Raw genomic sequence first — 25843 nt, 5'->3', positions numbered from 1 at the left:
TTTCCTATTTACCCCATAATCAGGAATATTTTAAAACTCAAAAATACAATTTGAACGGCAATACAGGCAAAAATTCAACTACAAATATATAGCTTAAAAAATATCAACTATAATCGCATGCGCAATGATAATAGAGGAGGCCAGGATCAGCAAACTTAATAAAATTTTTCCACCCATTAATCGATAAGGCGCATCGATTTGTTGACTATAACGTCCAGACCAAGCCATTAATGCGGGAAGCAAAGCCAATAAGATGGCACACCATATGCCAGCATAATTCAAGGCCAGCATAAATGAGGCAGGGTAAAACAAAACCATGATTAAAGGAGGTAAAAAGCTAAGTAGGAATACAATAAATTTATTTTTTTCCGTTGGGATAAACGCTAAACCATCAAATAAGAAATCTGACAAGCTGATACCTACTCCTAAAAAGGAAGTTGCTAAACAAATGGAGGTAAAAATCCAAGCAAATAAAGTAATGCTATTTTTATTTAATAAATGGCTTAGCGTATTAGTTAAATGACTAGTAGACTGACTGGACTGGGCAATCGATAAAAGTTTATTGATAGGGATAACCCCCATAATGGCTGCATTCCAGAAGATATAACAAATAAGAGGTATTAAGCTACCCAATATAATAACTTGGCGTAATTGTTTAACATTACTATGGAAATAACTGCGTAAACTAGGAATAATGGCGGCAAAGCCAAACGATGTAATGATAATAGTTAGGCTGTTGGGTAAGTAATGTATATCGCCCTGTGCCAGTTGCTTAGTTGATATAAAAGGGAATAGAAATAATATTAACAGGCAAAAAATAAGTAATTTTCCTCCCATCAGTATTCGATTTATCAAATCTACGGAATGCATGCCTTTATAAACGATGGGGCCTAAAATAAATACAAATAAAAAGACTGTAACTACTGCTGAAAAATGCAAATCTATTTTTTGTAAAATGCCTTGTAAAAAATCTGAGCCACCCGCGATATATGCTGCTAGCAAAGCATATAGCAATAATAAATAACATAACCAGGCAATAATCTCGCCAGGAATACCTAAAGTAGCGCGCGCCATGGAAATTAAATGGCTATTAGGTGGGAACCAAAGGTTGACTTCTAAAACCAACAAACCACCGGCTAGCATAATCCCCCAACAAGCGATCAAAAAAAGCGATGAGTTTAAAAAGCCTGCTTGAGCGGTTGCAAGCGGTAAAGCTAACATCCCGCCACCTATAGCATTACCAGTAATTAATAAAATACCGCCAAATTGTTTAATATTCATAAGATTTTTTAGCGAATAAGGCTTAAAATAATAATAAGTAATGCAATAAGCATTAAGCTAAATAGTAAAGATTTTCCACCTACAACTTGATACCCCGAAGCACATTTTTTAATATAGCGTCCACTCCAGGCCATCATGGCAGGAAGAAGTATTAATAGGATGGCACAAAGTACTCCTGCATAAGATAAAGCCGTGATAAAAGCATGGGGATTATGATTGGCAATGAATAATGGAGGAAAAAAAGTAAGTATATATAGAACTAGCTTTTTTAAACCTTTTTTTTCAATTTGCAGCCCATCACTAAAAAAATCAAATAGGCTTAAAGCTACACCTAAAAAAGAAGTAGCGAAACAAATGGAGGTAAATATTTTTGCAAAAAAATTAATTAATTTATTATCAAATAAATGGTTCAGGGCAGACATTAAATCGCTAGTGGAATGTCCTGAATGATACATGAATATTAAACCCGAGTTTCCATGTGTAGGTATAGCGCCCATAATAGTTAATTCCCACAGAATATAGCACAATAAAGGAATTAAGCTGCCGATTAGAATAGCTCTACGCAGCATAATCAAATCATTACTAAAGTAACTGCGTAAGCTTGGCACTATTACCGCGAAACCAAATGAGGTCATAATAACCGTCGTACTACCTAAAATAATACTAAGCTGATAAGCATTTTCCAAACTGAATAAGTAATGAATAGAAATAAAAGGAAAAATACACATCACCAATAAAATGAAGGTTAATAGCTTGCTGAGCATTAAACCTCTGTTAACATAATCAACCGATCCTAATCCTCTATAAACAATTAAACTCAATAATCCTGCAAATAATACCGCAGAAATTTTTGTGGATAGGTGCAAGTGAAATGTTAGCAGGAGATGCTGTAAGAAATCGCCACCTCCCGCAATATAAGCAGCTAGTAAAGCATACAGCAGTGAAAGATAGCTAAGCCATGCGATGATCTGACCAAACCTACCTAATGTATTTTTAGCCATGCTGATTAAGTTACTGTTTACGCTGTGCCAGAGGTTAACTTCTAAAATAAGCAATGCAGCAGCGGTCATCACCGCCCAGCACAGTACTAAAAAAATGAGTGAATTGATAAAGCCTAACTGCGCTGTAGCAATAGGTAGAGCTAACATTCCTCCGCCAATGCTGGTACCAATGATAAGTAATATGCCGCCGATAAGTTTATTATGCATGTTTATTTTTAATAGAGATAAGGATCGCCTTGAGGACGTGTCTTAAAGCGTCGATGTATCCAAAGATACTGGTCGGGGTGAGCACGAACAGCTTGTTCCAACAATTGGTTAAAAAATTGTGTATCTTGGGAATCATCACCCTGAGCAAAATTTTCTAAAATAGGCCCAATAGTAATTTGGTAACCTTTTCCTCTAGCAAGGCGATGATAAAATAAGGTAACAACTTGTGCTCCTGTTCGACTTGCATAACGACTTGGTGTTGAAATAGTAGCAGCGGGAATGTTAAAAAATGGCGAAAAAACACTGTGTGTAGGACCATAATCTTGATCCGCTGCATACCAAATAGCTTTGTTTTGTTTCAAGGTTTTAATAATTTGGCGAATAGCATGACGATGTATAGGTTGCATCCATTTAAAATGACGATGTTGTTTTAATAACCTATCGATGACTTGATTTTTTTGTTCCCGGTAAACAACATGCATTGGAAAAATGCTAGAAAACAGACGACCACAGATATCTAACGATGTAAAATGACCACTTAAAATAAGTACACCTTTGTTTCTGCTTATAGCTTCTTGCAAGTGTTCCAAGCCTTTTACATGAACAAGCGAATCTAATTTATGATCAGGCATCCACCAAGCCATGGCAGATTCGACGAGTCCCATTCCCAGAGATTGAAACTGTTTTTTAAGTAAGTTTTTACGTTGTTTGTCGGACAATTCGGGAAAACAAAGTTTCAGATTAATTTCCGCGATTCGTCGAAATCTTTTCAATAAAAAATAGGAAATGCGCCCAAAACTTTTACCAAATTGTAGTTGTAAGGCGTAAGGTAGTTTTGTAGTGAGATATAAAACTCCTAACCCTAACCAAGTAGGCCAGTAACGAGGATGTATCAGCTCTAAAAATTTATTTTGCATTAGATAATAACAACCGATGTACTATTTGTTTTTTAATTAAGTGTTGTTTAATAATTTCGTCAATATCTTGTTGTGTATTGTAGTGATACCAAGTACTTTCGGGATAAATCACCAATAACGGCCCTAAGCTACACCTCCCTAGACATCCGGAATGACTTACTCGAATTTTTTGCTGCTGATTTTCCATCAGTAGTTTTATTTTTGTTTTTAAATAGTCTAATAAGGGTTTGGCTCCGCGTTTAGCGCAACAATCCTTATTATTTTCCCGTAGATTAGTGCATAAAAAGATATGTTGTTGATAATAGGACATAACTATGTTTTATAGCAAAAATAAGAAAGTTTTTACTTTACCAGAAATAAATAAGTATCTCTATCTAGCTGCCTTATCTACGTTAAAAATCTGAATTCTAGGCAAAAAAGCTGACGTAAACCATTTAACTCATCAAAAGTGTCTTTTTGAGTTAGACTAATGGTTTAAGCAAGGAGGAAAAAGTTTATGTCAAATCTTATGCGCTACCGATCCCCCTCTTTATTACACCAATTGCACCGCCTATCGCAAGAGTGGGATCAATTGTTTGATCCTAGTCACCAAAGCGTTGAAGATAGCTCGATGGTTGAAACTAGCCATTGGGCACCTGCAGTGGATATCAAGGAAGAGCCTAATCGTTTTATGCTCTTTGCAGATATTCCGGGTGTGGATCCGAAAGATATTGAAATTTCTATGGAAAATGGGATATTGACGATTAAAGGTGAAAGAGTAGAGACTCATTCGGAAGAAAGCCAAGGATACACCCGAGTTGAGCGATCAAAAGGTAGTTTCTATCGGCGCTTTGCTTTGCCGGATACCGCTGACGCCGATAAGATAACAGCAGAAGGAAAGCATGGTGTGCTTAGAATCATTATTCCAAAAAGGGATAAAGCGTCAGTCAAGAAAATAAGGGTGGAAGATAAAAAAGATTAATTTTTTAATTCCTAGCTATATTCGCAGCAGTTGGATTTTGGGCAACATGGACAAAAATTTAAGTGCGAAGACTATATGAATTGGGTTAAGAATTCGTGTATAAGCTAATAACCTTTTAGGAAGGTGTACTTGATATTCTAGAGCATGCTATACATAAGGACGTTAGAGTGATTTTCTCAAACTATGGGTTTCACTTCAGCCAAATATTATTGTGTGGCGATGGAGATCACCATTAGGATCGTTCCAGGGATGTCTGAGCTATGTACGCCAATGCCTAGTTACTTTGCCAACGATAAGTAAGCGACTTATATGAAGGTTTGTGACAGGTCTAGGGTTTAAAGGTAAGTGATAGTCACATTGCGAATTGAAGAAGCAACATGGGCAAAAATTCAATTGCGAAGAGTATACTTGCCAAATGGGTATTACACCCACTAAAGTAAGCGCTGAAATAGGCTGCTTTATTTAATAGGTAGGATCTATGGAGTATAAAGAAACAGAGGCTTTACTAGAAGAAGATGATGGTGATGGAAGTAGTGATACTGAATTACCACCTGATATCTTAGACATTGAAGATGAAGAATTAGATACATGGCCTGAAGAATTGGCCCTAGATGCATTGAATAAGAAAACAAAAGTCTCGCCCGTTCGATTTTCACTTGAAAAGCGCCGAGCTATTGAAGATTATTTAGAGCAACGACGATTACGCGAGGAATTCGACTATGAGTTTGAAAATGAGCTCATTTCAGAAACTTCAGATGCAACAAAAAGTGAGTAGCTATGCACTTTAAGTTTTTGGATTTTGAACAACCTATCGCAGAGCTTGGGGCAAAAATAGAAGAGCTGCGTAAGCTAGGTAATGATGCTGACCTTAATGTCAACGAAGAGATTAAACGTCTAGAGCAGAAAAAAATAGAATTAACCGAATCTATTTTTCAATCATTAAATGCTTGGCAAATAGTACAATTGGCACGTCATCCACAAAGACCCTATTTTTCGGATTACATAAGTAGAATTTTTTCTGATTTTGACGAACTGCATGGCGATAGAGAGTTTTCAGATGATCCTTCTATTATCGGCGGTGTTGCTAATTTAGCAGACCAACCCGTGGTTATTATTGGTCAACAGAAGGGTCGTACTACCAATGAAAAAGTCCAACACAATTTTGGAATGCCCAAGCCAGAAGGTTATCGTAAAGCTATCCGCCTGATGGAATTGGCAGAACGGTTTAAATTGCCGATTTTGACTTTTATTGATACACCTGGTGCTTATCCTGGCATTGATGCAGAAGAACGTAACCAAAGTGGCGCGATTGCACAAAATTTACAAGTGATGTCTCAGCTGAAGACACCCATTATTTCTACGATAATTGGAGAAGGTGGCTCAGGTGGTGCTTTAGCTATAGGTGTAGCCGATCGAATCTTGATGTTGCAATATAGTATTTACTCAGTTATTTCACCTGAAGGATGTGCTACTATTCTTTGGAAAAGTGCTGAAAAAGCCCCTGAAGCTGCTGAAGCGATGGCCATGAATGCTGGTAGCTTGTATAAACTCAAATTGATAGATGCAGTGATTCAAGAGCCTTTAGGTGGTGCGCATACTGATTTTGATGAGATGGCTAATCAACTAAAGATTGAACTTATTAAACAATTAGCGCAGATCCAATATTTTTCTATGGAAAAACTACTCGAATTGCGCTACAGCAAGATTTTAGCTATGGGTACTTAATTTAGATTTTTAGCTTTTAGTCTAGCCATTAAAATATGAAGTTTTTCGCTATCGAAGCCATGGCTTTCATGTCGGGCGTGGTAAATGTTTACCTTTTAACTCGTTGCAGCTTATGGAACTGGTTATTTGGGATCATAACGGTTTCTTTATATGCCATTATTTTTTTTAATACCAAGTTGTATGCTGATATGTGCTTGCAGGGAGTTTTTTTAATTTTTCAGTTTTATGGACTCTACCAATGGCGATATGGTAGTAGTGAGAAGAACCCCTTAGTTATCCAAGTAATAAATAATTCTACTGGCTTGTCTTTAGTACTAGCCGCTATTATTTTATTTTTCAGTATTAGTTTTATTCTAAAATATAATACAGATTCTACTACTATTTATGCCGATGCCGCGATTACCACATTGAGCTTGATTGCCCAATGGATGATGGGTAAAAAATATTTACATCACTGGGTTTTATGGATAGTGGTTGATTTGCTCTCTATAGGTTTGTATATCAGCAAAACCTTGTATTTAACAGCGCTGCTCTATTCAGTATTTATGCTGCTATGTATCAAAGGCTACTATCTATGGAGAGAAACTTTAAATAAATCCAGAGGGTCACATTCCATCGTATACGCTAAATCTGGCTGAGATCAGCTTTGTCCCTTTTCATCCCTAGGTTTAATTGGTTTTGAGCGTAGACTTTACAGTTGCCGGGTAAATTTTGTATGGTTAGTTCATGTTTACACACGAAAAACTCCAGTTTTTATTAAAACAATACGCAGCATCCGCTAGGTTTTGGGTGGCCTATAGTGGTGGCTTGGATTCACAAGTTTTACTCTATGCTCTAAGTCGAATAGTACCTGCAAAGCGTTTAAGAGTTATCCATGTCAATCATGGCTGGCATGTTGACTCGATAAAATGGGCTAATATTTGCCAACAGACCAGTGAAAAACTCGGTATTTATTGTGAAGTTATTCCAGTAGATGCGCATCCTAAATCGGGTGAGAGCCCAGAAGCCTACGCCCGAGATGCGCGTTATGGCGTTATGGCTAAAAGAATACCCTCAGGAGATTTTTTACTAACGGCTCATCATCGCAATGATCAAGCGGAAACCTTATTATTACAGTTGTTACGTGGTGCAGGTCTTAGAGGTTTAGCGAGCATGCCATTTTGTCAGGCATTTTCGAAAGCTTATCTAATACGACCCTTGCTAGATTTTACACGTAAAGAGCTTTATGAATATGCCCAAGAGCATCAATTAACTTGGATAGAAGATGATAGCAATAAAGATTTACGTTTAAATCGTAATTTTATTCGTCATCAAGTAATGCCATTTATTCAGCAACGCTGGCCTCAAGCAGATAAAACCATCGCGAGAGCTGCTGCAAATTTAGCGGAAGCGAATTCCTTGCTGGACGAGGTAGCTCACCAGGATTGGTGTTTCGTTAGAGGGCCCGCAACGAACATATTAATTATTTCTAACTTAAAGAAGCTAACTAGTATGCGTCGAAATAATGTATTACGTTATTGGTTAAAGCAATTACATTTTTCTTTGCCTAGTCAAAAACAACTGCAACAAATTGATGTTTTATTAAAAAGTAGAATAGATGCATCGCCTCGAGTTAATTGGGGAGATATCCAGTTACGTCGTTACCGTGATTGTTTATATGCTCTAAATTTAGTAGAAAATGAAAAGCTTTTTAGAGTTGGGTTTACTGCATGGAAGTTGGGTCAGACAGTTACATTGCCAACATTAGATCAACTGACGTCAAAGCAGGTTTTAGGCACAGGCTTGAGTTATTCATTATTAAAAGAGCAGCAAGTCGATGTGGCTTTTCGTCAAGGTGGAGAACGATTTTATGCGAGCAATCATCAAGGTTCCCATCCATTAAAAAAGTTATTCCAAGAATGGGGTGTTCCTCCTTGGCTACGCAATAAGCTGCCTTTAATTTATTATCAAAAAGAATTAATTGCAGTAGTTGGATATGATATAGATCCACGCTTTGCAGCAAAGCAAAATGAGTTAGGTTTTGTTATTGAATGCATTCCGAAATTTCCCAACTCAGAATTACTTAACGACATCAAACAAGCTCTAATCAATTGATTAGAAGGGTTTTATTTGATTACCACAAATCTAATGCCGCCGCGGGACAATACGTTAACTAAAAGTTCTTGTTTACTTTGCTTAGCGATATCTTGTAGTTGAGCAACATTAGTTATAGCTATTTGATTCGCAGATGTTATGACGTCCCCAGGGCGGATACCGGCATGCCAGGCCATACTGTCTTCGTCGGTATCAACGACTTCGACCCCAACCAAATGACCTTGGCCGGTAATAGTTTGGTTAAAGTCACGTAATACTAATCCATAGAGAAACGGATTATCATGTTCAGCAACTTTTTTATAATCTTTAGGATCAGTCAGGTTTATTACTGTATTGATCGTCTTCCCCTTGCGTAATAGCTTAATAGTAATTTTATCCCCGACTCTTAACATACCCACGATATTTTTTACTTGTCCGCCATTATGGATGGAAGTGCCGTTAATCGATTGGATAATATCGCCGGTTTGAATGCCTGCAGTTTCGGCGGGTGAGTAGTTAGGCACTTGAGATACTAATGCTCCGTTGGTGTCAGGGGCAATATGTAAAGCGGTAGCTAATGCAGGGGTTAGGTCTTGTACTAGCACGCCCATTAATCCGCGTTTTACCGAACCATGTTCAGCTAATTGTTTCATCACGCCGTTCGCCATATTTATGGGTATAGCAAAACCAATACCTATATTTCCTGCATTCGAGCCCGGAGCTAATATGGCAGTGTTGATACCCATTAATTGGCCTTGCAAATTAATTAAAGCTCCACCGGAATTACCTGGGTTAATGGGGGCATCCGTCTGAATAAAATTCTCGTAGCCTTCTATCCCCAATCCTGTGCGTTGTAATGCGCTAACTATGCCTGAAGTGACTGTTTGATTTAGCCCGAAAGGATTGCCGATAGCGGCAACAAAATCGCCTACCTTTAAATTATCTGAATTACCTAAAGGAATAGCGGTTAAGTGATCAGGTGTGATAGTGAGTAAGGCTATATCAGAAGCGGGATCTGAACCTTTGAGCGTCGCTTTAAAAACCCGGCCATCGCTTAAGGTCACGGTGATGGTTTTAGCCTCGTGAATAACATGCGCGTTAGTTAAAATATAACCCGCTTTAGCGTCTACAATGACACCTGAGCCCATACTTTCAAAATGACGCGGATATGGGCGTCCTGGCACAGGAGGAGGCAATTGATTAAGCGGAATATCGCCTTGAACAGAAACATTCACTACAGCTGGCAGTATAGGTTTTAGCATCGAAGAGATACTATCTTTGTTCATTTGGTGGGCTAGACTAAAAGGCCAACCTGCATAGCTTAATGGGCAAAAGCCGATTATAAGTAAGGAACTGAGTAATAATTGGTATAATAATTTCTTCATAGATTTTGCGATATCAAATTAATAGCCGCTAAGCTTAGCGTATTTTTTGGTTTTGTTGCAATTATTGAGTATTATACACGCTAAAGGTTATTTAATGCGCTATTATTCTGCTTGGGACCAGTTAATTTTACAGTTCGACGAAGCTTTATCGTCAATACAGCTGCTTTCTGGGTCCATGCGGTCCAATCCGGCTGCAAATTTAACCAATCAAGATAGCGTTTTAAGTAAAAAAGAACGCCAACTTTCAGGCAGTTTGATGCGAATAAATCATGTTGGCGAAGTTTGTGCCCAAGCACTCTATACTGGCCAAGCACTTACAGCTCGATCCAAAGGTATTAAACAAAAATTAAAAAAAGCTGCTGCAGAAGAGGTCGATCACCTCAATTGGTGTCAACAGCGAATTCATGAGCTAGATACCCATGTTAGTTATTTAAATCCTTTTTGGTATACCAGCGCTTTGTTGATAGGTTTGACTGCCGGTATATGGGGCGATAAGGTGAGCTTGGGTTTTTTAGCTGAAACTGAACATCAAGTAGAAAGGCATTTGTACAAGCACTTGCAGAGATTGCCTTTACAAGATAGAAAAAGTCGCGTTATTTTGGAGCAAATGCGCCAAGAGGAATTGGAGCATGCTTTCACAGCCGAAGATGCGGGAGCTATACCATTACCAGTGGTAATTCAATGGGCTATGCAGGGCTTAGCTAAATTTATGTCTTTAGTCGCTTATCGAATTTAAGGTAAACATCGGATAAAAAGATGAATTTTCTACAAACCATATTTAAAGCTTTACTGCAATTTTGTATGTTGAAAGCCTTAATAATCCTTGTATTAACAGCAATACTTTGTTTTTTATTCCGTATTTGCTATCAAAAATACCAGCGACTTTTAAATCGTAAGCCATATATTTTAGATGCTATAGTACTTGAGTCCATTTATAGACCGTTGTTAGTATTAATTGCAGTTATGGGCATACTTTACGCCCTCGAATCACTCTGCATAGCATCGAAGGGAATTAGTGCGGATCAATTTCATTTAATGCGGAATTTAGCGTTTACAGGTTTACTTGCTTGGTTTTTATGGCGGTTTGTTTCGTTTTATAAAGAAGCTACTCTCAAATCCTCTAGAAATAAAACTATTGATAAAACGCTAGTCCATGGTTTGAGTCAGATTGCAAAATTAGCAATTATTATTATAACGGCTTTAACTTTATTTCAAATTTTTGGCTTTAGCATTGCCGGAGTCTTAGCTTTTGGTGGTATGGGCGGTATCATCATAGGTTTTGCCGCCAAAGATCTATTGTCCAACTTGTTTGGTAGCTGCATGCTTTTTTTAGATAGACCTTTTGTAATAGGGGATCGAATTAGTTTACCAGCACTTAAAGTGGAAGGTACTGTAGAAAAAATAGGCTGGCGAGTTTGCAGAATTCGAGCTCCTGATTGTCGGCCTGTATATATTCCAAATGCTTTATTTTCAAATTTAGTTGTTGAGAATCCATCAAGAATGAAATATAGACGATTCCATTGTCGAATCAGTTTGCGTTATCAGGATCTAATGAAAGTTCCAGCTATTTTAGAAGACATGCACTCAATATTAAAAAACCATACGGCTATTGATAAAGATAGGCCCATAACCGTCAATCTTAGTGAGTTGGGTAATACTTCTCTTAATTTAGTAGTGGTAGCCTATACCAATATTATTGATAGTGCGGATTTTTTAAAGCTGCAACAGACATTGTTTTTGGAGTTATTAGCGTGTATTCAGCATCACGGCGCTGAGTGGTCTTTTCCTAGTCATAATGTGTATTTAAACAAAGAAACTACGGAGTTGCTTAATTTATCAAATCAAACTGATAAACAATTAAAATAAGCAAATGATCTACTCACAGCAATTGGATTTTTGGCAAGGCGCCGCAAGAATGAAGCAACCGCGGTGTATTTAAGATAAATGAGGATTGCGAATTGAGCGGCAACACAGAAAAAGATTCAAGTGCGAAGAGTATAAAATGAAAAAGTTAAAACTTAATGTCATAGGTTGCGGTCGTTTAGGCAAAACCTTAGCGGCTTTGTTCCTTGGTACAGAACTTGTTTGTATTCAGGATATTGTTAATTTAAGTATGGCTAGTGGTGAAAAAACGGTTGCTTTTCTAGGAGAAGGTAGCGTTTGTAAGTCACTTAAGCAACTTAGATCCGCCGATATTTATTTAATAGCCACGCCAGATGATAGTATTGAATTGATCGCCCAACAAATAACTCTACTAGGCATATTAAAGCCAGGGAACGTGGTTTTCCATTGCAGCGGTTTGTTATCCTCGGAATCCCTAAGTTCAGTGGTTCGTTTAGGTTGTTATGCGGCAAGCTTACATCCTATCTTTAGTTTTTCTGAACCAATGATGGATGTGAAAACCTTTAGAGGAACATATTGTGCATTTGAAGGTAATAAAGAAGCATTAGATCGGCTGTTACCCTTATTCAATGCAATAGAGGGGCAGATTTTTTTAATCGAAAAAAAAGATAAGCCGCTTTATCATGCCGCGAGTGTGCTTGCCTCTAACTATCTAGTTACCTTATCGGCTATGGCTAGGGATTGTTATTCTAAAGCGGGTCTAAACGATGAATTGGCTGAAAATCTTACGCTAGCGCTTATGTCTCAAGCCTTAGGTAAAGCGCAAAGACTGCATCCTGAAAAAGCATTGACAGGGCCTCTGCAACGAGCGGATATAGGCACTTTAAAAAAACATCTATCTGCGTTGCAGCCTTTTCCCGAGTTAGAATATATTTATAAAAGTTTGGGAAAAGCTACATTATCTTTGACTAGGCACAACGAGAGCCTAAAAAGATCATTAACGCAGCTTTTTACAAGTTAGTAGGATTTTAAGCGGCAGCAGAATTTGTTAATTTGCGAATTCTGACTAATAAGCGACTCTTATGTCTAGCGGCTTTATTTTTGTGGATAAAACCTTTGTCAGCCATACGATCAATAATAGGTAACGCGATTTTGTAGGCCTCATCAGCTTCGGTTGCTTTTCCACCCTCAATAGCGACAACAACACGTTTAATATAGGTTCGCATCATAGAACGATAGCTAGTATTATGCTGGCGGTGTTTTTCTGCTTGCCGCACACGTTTTTTTGCTTGTTTTGTATTGGCCAATGGACAACCTCCTGAATTAACAACAAACGAGCTTACACCAACAGAGTTAATGTAAGTCGAGTAAATAGGCGCTAATCATGCCCTTATAGAGCTTATTTGTCAATCGAGAGAGGTTAATCGATCACTCTTCCAGTGAGTTATTATCATCTGTTTCCAAAGAGCCTTCCGCATCGTGATTTTTGCTAGGTGTTGTTTCTGAAGCGGGGGCGGCCGAAGGATTTTTGTTTGGTTTGTTCGTCTGTGCATCTTGGTGGTTGTCAGGTTCTTCTATTTCATTGCTATATTCATCGTCTTCGTCATCTTCTGTCTCTGTTTTAACCTTAGCTGGCGTTAAAGTATCTACAGGCTGGGAAGCATTCGATAGGTTTTTAGAAGACTCACCTAATTGATTGTCCGGTTTTTTGTCAGGAACAATCACTGGGAGGGTTTGTTGTGTAGTAATAGTTGGTATGGGTGAAGGGGGGATTAAGTAATAATCTAAAAGTTTGCGGGCAATTTGAGGGGCTGGAGTAACGCTATTCTGGATAACGATAGCTAGAGCAATTGAAGGTTTTTCAACAGGTGCAAAAGCAATAAATAATGAATTATCACGAAGCTTAGCAGCGACTGTTTTGGTATCGTAACGTTCATCGTTTTTTAAACTATATACTTGTGCAGTTCCGGTTTTTCCTGCCAATGTGTAAGGGACACCTGGAAAGAAGCGTTCGGCTGTTCCTCCTGGTGCATTAACAACATGTTGCATCGCGGTACGAATAAAACTCAAAATATCTTTAGGTAGATTAACCGGTTCTAAAGATTGTGGTTTAGTAAAGCTTACTGTTCCATCACTTTTGCGCGAGCTTAATACAACATGAGGTTTCCAACGTTCTCCCCATTCTGCGAGCGCGCTGACTGCGAATGCAAGTTGTATAGGCGTCACTAATAGAAAGCCTTGGCCTATTCCACAATTTAATGTATCTCCGCCATACCAGGGAGTGTTATAGGATTTTTCTTTCCATTGAGGGTTGGGTAAAACTCCGCCACTTTCGTCAGGGAGGTCAATATCTGTTGGACTTCCAAACCCAAATCGTTTCAGGCTAGTGTAAATCCTATTTATTCCCATGCGTAAACTTAGATTATAAAAATAAATATCGGAAGAAACAGTCAGCGCCTTAAGTAAATTTACCTCACCATAAGCATGACGACGAAAATTGTGATAAATTCGTCCTCTTCCATTAATTTGAAATTCTCCGGTGTCATGGATGGTAAAAGTAGGGGTGACTACATTTTCTAGAAGAGCCCCTGTACTGATGAAAGGCTTGATAGTAGAGCCCGGGTGGTAAGCTCCACGCAGGGCACGGTTATAGAGAGGGTTTCCCGGTTCATTTTGCAATATTTCATAATCATGCTGTCGGATTCCGCTCACAAAAAGATTGGGGTCGAAAGTTGGATTGCTTATGAAGGCTAAAACTTCGCCATTACGAGGATCCAAGGCTACTATAGCTCCTTTTTGGCTGCCCAAAGCTTGTTGGGCTAATTTTTGCAAACTGCTATCAATAGTTAAAGTAATACTTCTTCCTGCTATAGGCCGAGTTTGCTTTAATATACGTACAATTTGACCGTGCACATTCGTTTCCACCTGTTGATAACCGACTGTTCCATGCAGCTGTGCTTCATAATATTTCTCTACGCCGGTTTTACCGATAAAATTACTCGCGCTATAATTGACGGGATCTACGCTTTGTAGTTCTTTTTCATTAATTCTCCCCATGTAGCCTACAATCGCAGCAAAAGAAGCCCCTTGAGGATAATAACGTATCATTTGCGCTTGTATCGCAACGCCGGGAAAGCGATATCTTTCTAGAGAAAATTTAGCGACTTCTTCTTCATTTAATTTTAAGCGTAAAGGGACAGGCTCAAAGCGATGATGTAAGCGCCGTTGACGGTTAAACTGTTTTAAATCTTCAGCGTCAATTTTAATGAAGGAGCTTAATTGTTGAATAGTAGCGCCAATATTTTTTACCAGGTCAGGCGTAATAACAAGGTTGAAAATAGGCTTATTTTCTGCCAGTAATACGCCATTTCTATCATAAATTAAGCCGCGATTTGGCTCTATGGAGACTAGGCCAAGCTGATTTTGACGAGCTAAGGTGGTATACAGCTTGTGTTGAAAAACTTGTAAATAAACGAGTCGGCCTAGTAATAAGATACTTAGAACAGACATACCAATAAGGATCGCGATAGCTCTACGCTTAAATAATTTATGCTCTTGATGAGTGTTCTTAAATGTATTAATTGGCTTGAGCATAAAGTTGTTCGTGCCTAAGTTAAATGCTGAATAACAGCATGGTCCTTGTTATACACTTCCCACTTGAATTTTTGTCTGTGTTGCCAAAAATCCAAGCTCCGTGAATATATATACCCAAAACTGCCATTTACGGTCGATAATTTGATGTCTCAGATTGCTTTGGTTCTTAGCGTTTTAAATGGGACTTATACAATGCTATGTAGGACTAATTTGTTCATTTAAAAAGCATAAATGTAAGCCTCACGACGACATTTTTGCCCTTGTTTATCGTTTACAATCGATAAATTGCTATTAGGCAAAAACAATATAAATGTATCAAACATTTAATTTCTCTGAGTATATAAAAAACTAAAGGTTTAAGACAGGTCTAAGTTAAATATGATTTCTTCACATGAGTTATTTTGTAAAGCGAAGCAGGTTATCCCCGGGGGGGTTAATTCTCCAGTGCGCTCGTTTAATGCCGTGGGTGGCGATCCGATATTCTTTTCGCATGGGAAAGGGGCTTATTTGTTTGATGTAGAAGGTAAATCCTATATCGATTATGTAGGTTCCTGGGGAGCATTGATTCTTGGGCATGCACCCGAAAAAATTGTGTCTGCTGTAGAAGAAGCCGCTAAACGAGGCTTAAGTTTCGGCGCCCCGACTTCTGGGGAAATTGACTTGGCCGAAAAAATTTCTCATTTAATGCCTAATTTAGCAAAAGTACGGTTAATGAACTCAGGTACAGAAGCTACTATGACAGCTATACGTCTTGCTCGAGGCTTTACCGGTCGTGATAAAATCCTAAAATTTAATGGTTGTTATCATGGCCATGTAGATGCGTTGTTAGTAAAAGCGGGTTCCGGATTAGCTAGTTTCGGTATCCCTGATAGTGCTGGAGTGCCCAAAGTAGTAGCAGAACAAACCTTGAGTGTTGACTTTAATAATCTCGAGCAAGTCACGCAAATGTTTATGCATTATGGTAAGGAAATTGCCGCTGTCATCGTAGAGCCTATCGCGGCGAATATGAATTGTATTTTACCATTGTCGGGTTTTTTAGAAGGATTGCGTGAGTTATGCGATTATTATGGAAGCTTACTAATTTTTGATGAGGTGATATCAGGCTTTAGGGTGGCTTTAGGTGGTGCCCAAGAAATCTATCAAGTGAAACCAGACTTGACCACACTGGGCAAAATTATTGGCGGTGGTTTGCCAGTTGGTGCCTTAGGTGGACGCGCCGAAGTTATGGATTGTCTTGCCCCGCTAGGAGATGTTTATCAGGCGGGCACTTTATCGGGCAATCCAGTCACAGTGGCAGCAGGCCTTGCTACTTTAGAGATAATCAGCCAACCAGAGTTTTATTCGGAATTAAATTTTATAAACGAAAAGCTTATTTCAGGATTATTAGATCTGGCTAAAGCCGCCAATATTGGTTTTCAAGCACATCATGTTGGAGGTTTATTTGGATTTCTTTTTTGCAATGAAGGCGAAGTCTATAATTATCAACAGGTAAAATCAGCTAATCAAATATTTTTCAAAGAATTCTTTCATAGAATGTTAGCAGAAGGTATTTACTTTTCACCATCCGCTTTTGAATCGGGTTTTATATCGAGCGCACATGAAGTTCAGGAGATAAATTTAACTTTAGCTGCAGCTGAGAGGGTTTTTCATAAATTAAAGTGTAAACAAGAATCTGCTTCATTAATTCATGCTTAATTACTTCTTTCTATTATCTAAAAAATCGTCTTATTTCTAATAAAAATTATTTTCTATTTTTTTTCTAAAATAATTAAAAAATAAATTTATATGGTGTATTATTGAGCGTGACAATATAAAAATGCTTTATCATGGAAGGTAATATGCCAAAAACAATAAATGACTTAATTGAAGATAAGCTTGAGGAGGCCGGAAATCTTAGTCAAAATGTTTCTCAAATTCTTGATAACATGCGGGCCCCAACTATTTACTCTTTATCACAAGAATTACTTGGTCATGTAAATGAATTGTCCATTTTAGAAAAAAAAATTGATAAAGCCAATGACTTATTGGCCAAAATAAACAATCAAGATTTAATTTTAAAATTCCTGATAGGAAAGAATCGGTTTGAAGAACAAAAAACTAACCTAACTACTTTAATTAAAAAATTAGAATACATTACCGACTCTGTTAAAGATTTCACCTTATTTTTTATCTTTATCAGACGGTTTCATACTTTGGCAATTCAAAAAGAAAATTTTGAACACCAAGGGAAAAATATCTCTGCAAAATTAATCGGTAATTTAAAATTCGAAGAAGAAAATTTGTATAATGAGTATGTCGAAGGAGATTGTTTTTCTAAGGTATTGGTTGCTTTATCTTTTCAAACGTACCAATGTTGTTTCAAGCAATACGCAAAAAACTTCTTTGAAAATATTCAACATTCAAGTGACTCTTATGTCAATTCACTTCTAATTCTAAAAGCCATATTTTATGAATGTACTTATTTTAGTCCCGATAATTTCAATTTAACTGATCTCAAATTTTTCTTATCGAAAAATATTTCTACTAATATTCCTTTGCCAGAGTTCAATTATGAATTGGCCGCATTGCGCTGTTTTTTTTTCTACGAACTTGTATTTGAGTTTCTTAAATTAAAAACAGTTAAGAATAATTTAGAGCATCTAAAAAAATCAGTTAATTTAGAATTAAATATAGTTAATTATAAGGCCAATACTAAGAACACGCTTGTTTATGGATTAAATGATTTACAAGAAGCTTTAGATAAAATAGTTAAAAAATATAATGATTTTCTTGGAAGAAAATCGGAAGAAAAAGAAGAAGATGTGAACAAAGCACTAATTTTTTATAATATAGTTGAAAATGAAATTCAAATCGTTAATAGAAAGACCAGTAACTTTATTAACAACAAATATATGAATTTGACAAAAATGCGTCGCATGTTGGCAATTATCGTTAATGAAGCGCACCTCCCAAAATTTCTAGAAATATTTAATGCAAAAATTGGCAATGATTTTACATTAAATAACATGAGGAGATCAGAGTATATAGAAACTAACCAAGAAGCTTTAAATCATTTATTTCATGCTATCTGTAGAGATCAATTTTATACACCCTTAAATACCAGGATTAATTCATTTATTAATGAAATGACTGAAAGCTATTCTAAAGATGATATTTCTGTTTTAGACAGCATAGAGCTTGAAGATTTAATAGAATTTAGTTTTTACTATGTTTTTACTTTACTTTATACAGATTTCAATGCCACTCTAAAGGGGTTTAACAGTAAATTACTTTATACTGAGTTAGTTACATTAAGCGTATTTAACAATATTAAATTAAAAGCTTTACAAGTATTAGAAGAAAGAAAAAATCAAGAAATAAATAAATTTCTTGAAAAGACCTTTAAAAATCAAGAAGAATATACTCTTCATAAAAAAAATATTCTTGAGGAAATTAAATTAAATCTAGAGGTCGTCCAGGATACCAGGCGTATCTTATTTGATACAAAATCTTTAGAAAACTCCCTTGCTCCAAGATTAGAGTCTAGTCAAGTTCCCATGCCCGAGAAAAATTTATTGCTAAATTCAATAAAATGTTTAGAGAAAAAGCAAAAAATTTGTGAATTAGAATATCAAAAAATAGAAAAACATAAGTTTATTAATAAACCTACGCCGGCAAAGCTTAGTAAAACCAACCAATCCCACCCAAAGAAAAATACAGAAATAGAATGCAACAAAGCTGTAGAGTATTGTTATGAGTCACTAAGTTGTTTGTCAGAAAATTTATCTGAGAGTTTAAAGCTTATAAAGGAAAAAAACCTAGATATAACTCGAGTTCGTCAAAAAATTTCTTCTGCTATAGGTCAGATCTCTTCATCAATGCAGAAGCTCTTATCGAGCATAAACGGTTGGAAAAATCCAAATGAAACTCCAGACTTATCAAGTCTGAGTTTGCCAAAACTATTAGAACTCGTAGAGGAGATTGTAATAAAAAAAACATTAAATGTTAGGCAGGATCATCAAAAAAAGTTCATTCAATTGCAAGAGCTGATTACTAATTCCTCTTCATCGATAGAACTGCTTATCGGGCAAGTTAATTCAATAATAAATAAATACCATAATTATAATAATGAAGCTAAAAAAATTCTAAATATACTTTCTACTTCTCTTGTAAAAGATCAGATGGGGCCTCATTTTTTTTCTAAGTCGATGACTAAAAAAGTGAAACGCCAAATACATGGAAAATTATCTAATGATTATATACGTTTAAAAGAACAGTCAAGTTGGTTAGAAAAATTAATCAATCTAATTAAATGCGATACAGATGATCGGGTGATTAAATTATTTGCCATCATTAAAGAAAAAGATGCTGATTGCTGCAAAATGTATTCTCTTTTAAATGAAAAAATAAAGGCGCAGTCTTATATAGAAGAAAAAAATGATGATGACGGTAATAAACTTGCTCATCCACAGTCTATCCCGTTGATTGAAGAGGATGCAGAAGAAACCCCTGCAAGAAATTTTGGTGAAGAACAATCTGAAATATTTGTACCAAGCATAGAAGAATCTTTATGCTCGGAGGACGCGCATGCGGGTAACGACACAGAACTTAGTTTAGTAACTGAAGTTTTAAAGTCGACCAATGAGTGTAATAAGATTAGGATACGTTTAGAGGAAGAATATACAAATAAAGAGAGAGCTAAAGCAGATTTAAAGGCTGTCATACCTTACAGTAAGTACAATTTTCTTATGAGCCGTATAGATCCACTGAACACTGGTATTCAAACTACTGGTATAAAAACTATTGCTGATAATAATCAGTTTCAACCAGATACTTCTTGCTTAACTGACCAAGCGACATTGGGAGCAGATCCTATAGAAACTAATATTTACAATCCTCCACCGCTAGGACCTACCGTTTACTTAACTCCTGCTCCAATAATGCTTTATCCTGCTCCTATGTTTCCTCAACCAACTGTAGTAGTGGATACCTATCGTCTGGAAAATAGAACGATTTTCTATCCGATATAGTTATTGTTTTCCGAGCATGACCACAAGCATTTTTTCTGGTTTAATCCTTTGGTAGGCGTGGCGAATTTGTTCTAAGTTGACGGAGTTTATTTTTTGTTGATAGGTATCTAAATAATCTAGAGGTAATTGGTAAAAACCAATTTTTTCCGTAGCAGCTAAAATTCCTTCATTACTTGAAATAGAAGATGGGAAACTGCCAATAAGGGCTTGTTTAGCTCCTTGCAATTCTTGTGTAGTTGGCCCCTTGGCCAGAAAATTTTTCAAAGTTTGTTGAGTTAGGGAAAGTGCTTTGGCAGCTTGATCTCGACGCGTTTGTAACACAATTAAGAAAGGGCCGGCAGCTTGTAACGGCTTGAATCCACTGTTTATTCCGTAACATAAACCGCGTTTATTTCTAACCTCATTAAAAAGTTTTGAGGTAAGTATTCCCCCACCTAAAATTTGGTTACCGACAACTAACGGAAAATAATCAGGATCTTTTACAGCAATCCCGATTTGACCTAAAAAAATAGTCGTTTGTTTGGAAGGGTAGGGAACTTTTATGATGTGATTTTTTAAATGCGGAGATAAAGGTGTATTAATGGGAAGAGATTTTTCCCCTTTCTCCAGCATGGTGGAAAGCTGTTCAGCAATATTTATTGCTTTAGCTTTAGTTACATTGCCTACGATAGCTATCATGGCATTTTGTGCTACGTAGTTGAGGCGATAAAATTTTAGTAATTTTTCTTGAGATATTTGCTCAATACTTGTTTTATTTCCTAATATAGGTGAAGCATAAGCATGAAGACCATATAAAGTTTGATAGAAGGTTTTTGCAGCAATAGCGCTAGGTATTTGCGCTTCCTGTTGTAAGGAGATTAAAATTTGTTTTTTTATTCGATTTATAGCGGTTTGCGGGAAAGAAGCATCCTTAAGTAAGGTAGAAAACGTACTGAATGCTGGATTGAAGTATTGTGGAGCACTCAGTGAGCGAAGATTTAGAACAGTCATGTCTTGGTTAATGCCAGCGTTATAGTGAGCTCCGACGGCTTCAAAACGATTGGCAATTTGATCTACATTTAAATTTTGCGTGCCTTGATCTAGCATTTGTGCGGTAAATTGAGCAATTCCGGGGGAATTATAATCTTGAGCAGAACCCGCATGAAATAATACACCGATATCTATAATGGGTATTTCATTTTTAGCAACGAAATAAACCGGTACGCCATTTTTTGTAGACCAATGTTCAATTTTTAGAATGGCGTGTGAAGTTTCTGCTTGCGTAATGCCAGCAATAAATAGTGATAAGAAAGCCAAAAAATAAAAGGAAGATTTAATGTGCATGCTTAGATCCTATAACTGATAAAGAATTAGAGTCGGAATCAGTTGAATTCATGGGTAAGGGGGTTAAGTAAGCAATTGTCAAATGAGAGGCAAGCAAATATTTATTGGCTACAGTTTGTATTTGACGTGGCGTGATAGCATTAATATGCTTTAGATAATCTCGTCCTATTTGCCAGGGCAAGTTAATTGCAGCTAAACTTCCAAGTTCATATGCTTCTGTAGTTATAGAATCTTCGCGGTATATCTTGTCAGCAGCTATTTGTGCTTTTGCGCGTGCTAATTCTTCAGTATTGACATTAAAGGTTTGCAGCTGCTTGATTTGCTTTAATAAACTCGATTCAAGCTCTGGTAAAGTATGTCCAGGTGTTGGTGTGGCTTGTAATAGAAACAAACTATCTATGCGACTTACGGGATTGTAAAATGCGTTAGCATCGGCAGCTATTTGTTGGTCCCTGATAAGATTTTTTGCAAAACGAGCACTATTACCTCCTGATAATAATGTTGCAATCAGATCTAAAACGTAAGGATCCTGACTATTTAAACCTTGCTTAATAACCGGCACTGGGTAAGCCATCACCAGCCAGGGCAATTGTGCAGGCGTATGTATAATGAGACGCTTTTCTCCCAAAGGTAGCAAGTCTTTTACTGGTTTTATTTTAGGGAGAGGAATAGGTTTTAAATCAGAGAAATAGGTTTGCGCTAATTGATAAACTAGATTGGGTTTTACATCACCGATGATGACGAGTATTGCATTATTAGGTGCATACCAAGTTTCATACCATTTATGTAAATCTTCAACGGTCATATTTTGCAGATCATTTTTCCAGCCAATGACCGGATGATGATAAGGGCTTGCAACAAAAGCCGCAGCGTTAAGTCGTTCTAACAAAATTTCTTGGGGATTATCGTCGACGCGCATGCGTCTCTCTTCCATTACCACTTGAATTTCTTTGAGAAAATCCTGTGGGCGTAGTAATAAATTTCGCATCCTATCGGCTTCTAATTCAAAACTTAGCGCTAATTTATCCGCTGAAAATTTTTGATAATAAGCAGTAAAATCTGAATCGGTAAATGCATTTTGTTCTCCGCCATTTTCTGAGACAATTTTTTCAAGCACACCCGGTCCAAATTTTTTAGTTCCACGAAACATCATATGCTCGAGTGCATGTGAGATGCCGGTAATTCCGTTAGGTTCATAACTACTGCCGACTTTATACCATATTTCTGAAATGACTACGGGTGCTCGATGGTCTTCTTTGACCAGTACAGTTAATCCATTTTTTAAATGATATTCATGGACATTGCCTGCCCAACCTAAAGAAGGTAAGAATATTAAACCAAAATAAACTAAAATTTTTTTAAAAAACATCGATTAGTTTCCTAGAGAACTAGATAGTTCATGTTTCTGATTTTCCTGGCTATTACTGCCTCGTAATGCCACGGATATGGTAACAATTCTTGCCATTATTTGACATCACTTTATGAGGCTTTCATAATCGTCAGAATTATTTCGTCTGTTTGAAAGTCTGTAGCTTAATTTCAGCTATTCAAGCATAGGTAAAAATGAGGTCACTTTCATGCCAAAGACAAAAAAGAATGCGGTTTTTCAGTTTGAAAAAGGTTTGCAAGAACTTGAAAAAATTGTTGTTCAAATGGAGCGAGGCAATTCGACTTTAGAAGATTCTCTCGAGCAATTTAGTCGGGCCGTGAGTTTATTGAAGGATTGTCAATTGACTTTAAAAAATGCAGAGCAAAAGGTGCAAATTTTAATGAGCACCGATACCAACCAGAAAAATGAACTGCTGCCTTTTGAAGTAAGTGAAGAATTAACCTAATGAACGTAGAAATTGATTTTGTAAGCTATCAAGAACGTGTTAATCGATTATTAACGGGTTATTTATCAAATCCTTCTCCGCTTTCGAGACCGCTTTATGATGCAATGTGCTACGCGGTTTTAAATGGTGGAAAACGTTTAAGACCTTTATTTATCTATACTTTAGGAATTGCTTGCGGACTACCTCTACAGGATTTAGATCATGCTGCCTGTGCGATTGAATTAATTCACGCTTATTCGTTGATACACGATGATTTGCCTAGTATGGACAATGATGATTGGCGTCGCGGGAAGCCTAGCTGCCATAAACAATTTGGCGAGGCTATGGCTTTATTGGCAGGTGATTCATTACAAGCTTTGGCCTTTGATGTGCTTTTAAAGGCCCCCTTACCAGCGGTTAAAATCGTAAAAATGCTTAGTGTATTGGCAAAAGCAGCAGGGCCATGGGGGATGGTGGCGGGACAAGCTATGGATTTTACTGACTCTACTTGTTCAGATAAATCCAGTGCTGAAACCATTCATTCCTTAAAAACCGGAGCGTTATTCTTAGCAGCTTTTCAGTTACCCGGTATTATCGCTGATCTGCCTGAGGATAGTCTTTTAACCTTAAAAAATGTGGGTAATAACATAGGTTTAGCTTACCAAATTCAAGATGATGTCTGTGATAATGAAAACATAAATTTTTGGCAGAATTCTATTGAGAGAGAAAATCATCTAAAAGGGCTTAAAAATCAAATTTTAACTGATTTGGCCTCTATCTCGATGCTTTCATCAGCGAAAATTCAACCCTTAATTCAATTAATAACGGATCTTTTTACTAAAGAACCCATTGAAGATATCTATCAATTAGATAGAGAAAAATCGTTTCTTTAATAGGCATGGGGCTGTTATAATCGACCGTGTAGTTTCAACAACTAGACATATAGGTATATATGGATTTATTACCTGTCTGGTCGAATTCTAGAAGCTACCAACTAGATGTTTGCGAAGATTAATTGCAGGCGCTCTATTACTAAATGAAATGCGAGGAAAATAACGATATGTCAATGCTAAAAGTAGGGGATAAATTACCTGAATTTAAGCTCACCGCCACAGTTGATACTGATATTAACAAGGCTTTTACTGAGATTACTCATGCTTCTTATCCCGGAAAATGGTTAGTACTGTTTTTTTGGCCTAAAGATTTTACATTTGTATGCCCCACTGAAATTGTGGCATTTAATGATCTCAACGCTAAATTTAAAGAAAGTAACGCCGTATTATTAGGCGGCAGTACAGATAGTGAATTTGTGCATCGCGCTTGGCGACAATATAATGATGATCTGCGCGATCTTTCATTCCCTATGTTGAGTGATATCAAACATGAATTATGTAATAATTTAGGGATATTAGATAAGGATGCCGGTGTGGCACAGCGAGCTACCTTTATTATCGACCCAGAAGGTATTATTCGTTTTATTATGGTGACGGATTTAAGTGTGGGTCGTAATCCTGAAGAAGTATTACGTATATTGGATGCTTTACAAGACGGAGGACTCTGTCCTTGTAATTGGCAAAAAGGTCAACGAACCATTAACCTTGAAGAAGTTGCTTAAATTACAATAAAAATGGTTCTAAGAGAAACCCGCACTAGGCGGGTTTTTTATTGTTTTCAAAAAGTTAGATGGAGTAGATAGTGTGATGTGGTTAGGTTTAGCCTATAATTCATAAAAGTATTATTTAGGGATTTAATTAGAATTATCATGAAAAAACTCACGCCTGAAGAAGAAAAAGTTATCTTGTTAAAAGGCACTGAGCCTGCCTATTCAGGAAAATATTATCGATTTAATGAAAAAGGTGACTACACCTGTAAACAATGTGGGGCACTGTTATATCATTCTTCAGCTAAATTTGATTCTGGAAGTGGCTGGCCCAGTTTTGATGATGAAATATCAGGTGCGATTAAACGAGTACCTGATCCAGATGGCAGTCGTACCGAAATTACCTGCGCGAAATGTGGCGCACATCTTGGCCATATTTTTCTAGGTGAAGGTTTGACGCCTAAAAATACTCGGCATTGTGTTAATTCCCTATCTTTAGAATTTACTCCTAAAAATGAAATTGCAAAAGATTTGCAGCAAACTTCAAGCAAAAATAATCCTCAGACTGAAACGGCTATTTTTGCAGGAGGTTGCTTTTGGGGCGTGGAGCATTTAATGAAACAATTACTTGGGGTTACTTCAGTAATTTCTGGATATATTGGCGGTAATACATCTAATCCCACCTATGAAGAAGTTTGTACGCAAGCTACCGGTCACGCCGAAGCGGTGGAAATTGTTTTTGATCCTAGCAAAGTTAGTTATGAAACCTTAGCTAAACGGTTTTTCGAAATTCATGATCCGGAACAATTGAATCGACAAGGGCCCGATAATGGGGAGCAATACCGTTCAGAAATTTTTTATACCACGCCACATCAAAGAGAAATAGCTTTAAAGCTAATAGATATTTTAAAAAATAAAGGTTTTAAAGTAGTTACTAAAGTCACGCCGGCAACAAAATTCTGGAAAGCAGAAGACTATCATCAAAATTATTATGAAAAAACTCAGAGGCAACCTTACTGTCATTTTTATGTTAAAAAATTTTAAATATTACTTATTTAATTAAAGAAATATTTACCAGCTGTGAAAGAAAACGAAAGTTTCCATCTGTATA

General features: G+C 36.9%; 23 protein-coding genes. 14 read left to right on the top strand and 9 right to left on the bottom strand.

Translation table 11 applies throughout. The features are described 5' to 3' along the window. Positions 1 to 93: 93 nt before the first annotated feature. From AAHF87_RS04410 to AAHF87_RS04395, 4 genes are read right to left on the bottom strand one after another with little or no spacing between them, the layout of a single operon-like run. Positions 94 to 1281, bottom strand: a complete 1188-nt coding sequence (locus AAHF87_RS04410) for an amino acid permease (protein WP_342147283.1) — start codon at positions 1279 to 1281, stop codon at positions 94 to 96. Between the two features lie 8 nt (positions 1282 to 1289). Beyond that, positions 1290 to 2489, bottom strand: coding sequence for an amino acid permease (locus tag AAHF87_RS04405; RefSeq protein WP_342147282.1), 1200 nt, complete (start codon positions 2487 to 2489; stop codon positions 1290 to 1292). A gap of 8 nt (positions 2490 to 2497) precedes the next feature. Further along, positions 2498 to 3406 carry an LpxL/LpxP family Kdo(2)-lipid IV(A) lauroyl/palmitoleoyl acyltransferase gene (lpxL, locus tag AAHF87_RS04400; protein WP_342147281.1) on the bottom strand — a complete coding sequence of 303 codons (909 nt, stop codon included), beginning with the start codon at positions 3404 to 3406 and terminating at the stop codon, positions 2498 to 2500. Then, positions 3396 to 3716 (bottom strand): (2Fe-2S) ferredoxin domain-containing protein, encoded by a 321-nt coding sequence (locus AAHF87_RS04395; RefSeq protein WP_342147279.1) that lies wholly within the window; start codon positions 3714 to 3716, stop codon positions 3396 to 3398. Before AAHF87_RS04395 ends, lpxL begins: the two co-directional genes overlap by 11 nt. 186 nt (positions 3717 to 3902) lie before the next feature. On the opposite strand from AAHF87_RS04395, the gene AAHF87_RS04390 reads away from it, so the two are divergent. From AAHF87_RS04390 to tilS, 5 genes are all read left to right on the top strand, one after another. Beyond that, positions 3903 to 4367: an Hsp20/alpha crystallin family protein gene (locus tag AAHF87_RS04390; RefSeq protein ID WP_342147277.1), complete on the top strand. Its 465-nt coding sequence runs from the start codon at positions 3903 to 3905 to the stop codon at positions 4365 to 4367. Between the two features lie 478 nt (positions 4368 to 4845). Then, the gene (locus tag AAHF87_RS04385; RefSeq protein ID WP_342147276.1) at positions 4846 to 5142 is read left to right on the top strand and encodes a PA3496 family putative envelope integrity protein; all 297 of its coding nucleotides are present in this window, start codon (positions 4846 to 4848) and stop codon (positions 5140 to 5142) included. 2 nt (positions 5143 to 5144) lie between these two features. Then, the gene (locus AAHF87_RS04380; protein WP_342147274.1) at positions 5145 to 6092 is read left to right on the top strand and encodes an acetyl-CoA carboxylase carboxyltransferase subunit alpha; all 948 of its coding nucleotides are present in this window, start codon (positions 5145 to 5147) and stop codon (positions 6090 to 6092) included. A 35-nt stretch (positions 6093 to 6127) separates the two neighbouring features. After that, on the top strand, positions 6128 to 6730 hold the full coding sequence (gene pnuC, locus AAHF87_RS04375) for a nicotinamide riboside transporter PnuC (RefSeq protein ID WP_342147272.1): 603 nt from the start codon (positions 6128 to 6130) through the stop codon (positions 6728 to 6730). 88 nt (positions 6731 to 6818) lie between these two features. Next, the gene (gene tilS / locus AAHF87_RS04370) at positions 6819 to 8186 is read left to right on the top strand and encodes a tRNA lysidine(34) synthetase TilS (protein WP_342147271.1); all 1368 of its coding nucleotides are present in this window, start codon (positions 6819 to 6821) and stop codon (positions 8184 to 8186) included. An 11-nt stretch (positions 8187 to 8197) separates the two neighbouring features. Here the strand turns inward: tilS and AAHF87_RS04365 are convergent, their stop codons facing one another. Beyond that, positions 8198 to 9550 (bottom strand): Do family serine endopeptidase, encoded by a 1353-nt coding sequence (locus AAHF87_RS04365; RefSeq protein WP_342147269.1) that lies wholly within the window; start codon positions 9548 to 9550, stop codon positions 8198 to 8200. Positions 9551 to 9644: 94 nt separating this feature from the next. On the opposite strand from AAHF87_RS04365, the gene coq7 reads away from it, so the two are divergent. From coq7 to AAHF87_RS04350, 3 genes are all read left to right on the top strand, one after another. Further along, the gene (gene coq7, locus AAHF87_RS04360; protein ID WP_342147267.1) at positions 9645 to 10286 is read left to right on the top strand and encodes a 2-polyprenyl-3-methyl-6-methoxy-1,4-benzoquinone monooxygenase; all 642 of its coding nucleotides are present in this window, start codon (positions 9645 to 9647) and stop codon (positions 10284 to 10286) included. A 20-nt stretch (positions 10287 to 10306) separates the two neighbouring features. Continuing rightward, positions 10307 to 11416: a mechanosensitive ion channel family protein gene (locus AAHF87_RS04355; protein WP_342147266.1), complete on the top strand. Its 1110-nt coding sequence runs from the start codon at positions 10307 to 10309 to the stop codon at positions 11414 to 11416. Between the two features lie 136 nt (positions 11417 to 11552). Next, entirely contained in the window at positions 11553 to 12413 is an 861-nt protein-coding gene (locus AAHF87_RS04350) for a Rossmann-like and DUF2520 domain-containing protein (protein WP_342147265.1), read from the top strand. A 7-nt stretch (positions 12414 to 12420) separates the two neighbouring features. Here AAHF87_RS04350 and rpsT read toward each other — a convergent pair whose 3' ends face one another. Both rpsT and mrdA read right to left on the bottom strand, forming a co-directional pair. Beyond that, the gene (rpsT, locus tag AAHF87_RS04345) at positions 12421 to 12699 is read right to left on the bottom strand and encodes a 30S ribosomal protein S20 (protein ID WP_342147264.1); all 279 of its coding nucleotides are present in this window, start codon (positions 12697 to 12699) and stop codon (positions 12421 to 12423) included. A gap of 121 nt (positions 12700 to 12820) precedes the next feature. Beyond that, a complete protein-coding gene (gene mrdA / locus AAHF87_RS04340) occupies positions 12821 to 14986 on the bottom strand; it encodes a penicillin-binding protein 2 (RefSeq protein WP_342147262.1) in 2166 nt (721 codons plus the stop codon). A 378-nt stretch (positions 14987 to 15364) separates the two neighbouring features. Between mrdA and hemL the strand changes: the two genes are divergently transcribed. After that, positions 15365 to 16681 (top strand): glutamate-1-semialdehyde 2,1-aminomutase, encoded by a 1317-nt coding sequence (hemL, locus tag AAHF87_RS04335; protein WP_342147261.1) that lies wholly within the window; start codon positions 15365 to 15367, stop codon positions 16679 to 16681. Between the two features lie 143 nt (positions 16682 to 16824). Next, positions 16825 to 19995, top strand: coding sequence for a hypothetical protein (locus tag AAHF87_RS04330; protein WP_342147259.1), 3171 nt, complete (start codon positions 16825 to 16827; stop codon positions 19993 to 19995). Here the strand turns inward: AAHF87_RS04330 and AAHF87_RS04325 are convergent, their stop codons facing one another. Both AAHF87_RS04325 and AAHF87_RS04320 read right to left on the bottom strand, forming a co-directional pair. Beyond that, complete coding sequence (locus AAHF87_RS04325; protein ID WP_342147257.1) at positions 19996 to 21318, bottom strand: pitrilysin family protein; 1323 nt, start codon at positions 21316 to 21318, stop codon at positions 19996 to 19998. It abuts the gene before it with no gap. Next, positions 21308 to 22687: a pitrilysin family protein gene (locus AAHF87_RS04320; protein WP_342147255.1), complete on the bottom strand. Its 1380-nt coding sequence runs from the start codon at positions 22685 to 22687 to the stop codon at positions 21308 to 21310. Before AAHF87_RS04320 ends, AAHF87_RS04325 begins: the two co-directional genes overlap by 11 nt. 208 nt (positions 22688 to 22895) lie before the next feature. Between AAHF87_RS04320 and AAHF87_RS04315 the strand changes: the two genes are divergently transcribed. From AAHF87_RS04315 to AAHF87_RS04300, 4 genes are all read left to right on the top strand, one after another. Continuing rightward, positions 22896 to 23153 carry an exodeoxyribonuclease VII small subunit gene (locus tag AAHF87_RS04315; protein WP_342147253.1) on the top strand — a complete coding sequence of 86 codons (258 nt, stop codon included), beginning with the start codon at positions 22896 to 22898 and terminating at the stop codon, positions 23151 to 23153. Further along, the gene (locus AAHF87_RS04310; RefSeq protein ID WP_342147252.1) at positions 23153 to 24025 is read left to right on the top strand and encodes a polyprenyl synthetase family protein; all 873 of its coding nucleotides are present in this window, start codon (positions 23153 to 23155) and stop codon (positions 24023 to 24025) included. Before AAHF87_RS04315 ends, AAHF87_RS04310 begins: the two co-directional genes overlap by 1 nt. A 173-nt stretch (positions 24026 to 24198) precedes the next feature. Beyond that, a complete protein-coding gene (locus AAHF87_RS04305) occupies positions 24199 to 24747 on the top strand; it encodes a peroxiredoxin (RefSeq protein ID WP_342147873.1) in 549 nt (182 codons plus the stop codon). Positions 24748 to 24894: 147 nt separating this feature from the next. Continuing rightward, positions 24895 to 25776, top strand: coding sequence for a bifunctional methionine sulfoxide reductase B/A protein (locus tag AAHF87_RS04300; protein WP_342147251.1), 882 nt, complete (start codon positions 24895 to 24897; stop codon positions 25774 to 25776). The last annotated feature ends 67 nt before the right edge of the window (positions 25777 to 25843 follow it).

Origin of the sequence: Rickettsiella endosymbiont of Aleochara curtula (assembly GCF_964030935.1) — a bacterium.
Taxonomy (GTDB): domain Bacteria; phylum Pseudomonadota; class Gammaproteobacteria; order Diplorickettsiales; family Diplorickettsiaceae; genus Aquirickettsiella.
This window is presented reverse-complemented; position numbering and strand designations above follow the sequence as displayed.

Coding starts and splice junctions, on each gene's coding strand:
- AAHF87_RS04355 (WP_342147266.1), top strand. CDS start 10,307: ATGAATTTTCTACAAACCATATTTAAAGCTTTACTGCAATTTTGTATG.
- AAHF87_RS04305 (WP_342147873.1), top strand. CDS start 24,199: ATGCTAAAAGTAGGGGATAAATTACCTGAATTTAAGCTCACCGCCACA.
- hemL (WP_342147261.1), top strand. CDS start 15,365: ATGATTTCTTCACATGAGTTATTTTGTAAAGCGAAGCAGGTTATCCCC.
- AAHF87_RS04350 (WP_342147265.1), top strand. CDS start 11,553: ATGAAAAAGTTAAAACTTAATGTCATAGGTTGCGGTCGTTTAGGCAAA.
- pnuC (WP_342147272.1), top strand. CDS start 6,128: ATGAAGTTTTTCGCTATCGAAGCCATGGCTTTCATGTCGGGCGTGGTA.
- lpxL (WP_342147281.1), bottom strand. CDS start 3,406: ATGCAAAATAAATTTTTAGAGCTGATACATCCTCGTTACTGGCCTACT.
- mrdA (WP_342147262.1), bottom strand. CDS start 14,986: ATGCTCAAGCCAATTAATACATTTAAGAACACTCATCAAGAGCATAAA.
- AAHF87_RS04315 (WP_342147253.1), top strand. CDS start 22,896: ATGCCAAAGACAAAAAAGAATGCGGTTTTTCAGTTTGAAAAAGGTTTG.
- AAHF87_RS04410 (WP_342147283.1), bottom strand. CDS start 1,281: ATGAATATTAAACAATTTGGCGGTATTTTATTAATTACTGGTAATGCT.
- coq7 (WP_342147267.1), top strand. CDS start 9,645: ATGCGCTATTATTCTGCTTGGGACCAGTTAATTTTACAGTTCGACGAA.
- AAHF87_RS04395 (WP_342147279.1), bottom strand. CDS start 3,716: ATGTCCTATTATCAACAACATATCTTTTTATGCACTAATCTACGGGAA.
- AAHF87_RS04330 (WP_342147259.1), top strand. CDS start 16,825: ATGCCAAAAACAATAAATGACTTAATTGAAGATAAGCTTGAGGAGGCC.
- AAHF87_RS04385 (WP_342147276.1), top strand. CDS start 4,846: ATGGAGTATAAAGAAACAGAGGCTTTACTAGAAGAAGATGATGGTGAT.
- AAHF87_RS04325 (WP_342147257.1), bottom strand. CDS start 21,318: ATGCACATTAAATCTTCCTTTTATTTTTTGGCTTTCTTATCACTATTT.
- AAHF87_RS04390 (WP_342147277.1), top strand. CDS start 3,903: ATGTCAAATCTTATGCGCTACCGATCCCCCTCTTTATTACACCAATTG.
- AAHF87_RS04380 (WP_342147274.1), top strand. CDS start 5,145: ATGCACTTTAAGTTTTTGGATTTTGAACAACCTATCGCAGAGCTTGGG.
- AAHF87_RS04365 (WP_342147269.1), bottom strand. CDS start 9,550: ATGAAGAAATTATTATACCAATTATTACTCAGTTCCTTACTTATAATC.
- AAHF87_RS04310 (WP_342147252.1), top strand. CDS start 23,153: ATGAACGTAGAAATTGATTTTGTAAGCTATCAAGAACGTGTTAATCGA.
- tilS (WP_342147271.1), top strand. CDS start 6,819: ATGTTTACACACGAAAAACTCCAGTTTTTATTAAAACAATACGCAGCA.
- AAHF87_RS04300 (WP_342147251.1), top strand. CDS start 24,895: ATGAAAAAACTCACGCCTGAAGAAGAAAAAGTTATCTTGTTAAAAGGC.
- AAHF87_RS04405 (WP_342147282.1), bottom strand. CDS start 2,489: ATGCATAATAAACTTATCGGCGGCATATTACTTATCATTGGTACCAGC.
- AAHF87_RS04320 (WP_342147255.1), bottom strand. CDS start 22,687: ATGTTTTTTAAAAAAATTTTAGTTTATTTTGGTTTAATATTCTTACCT.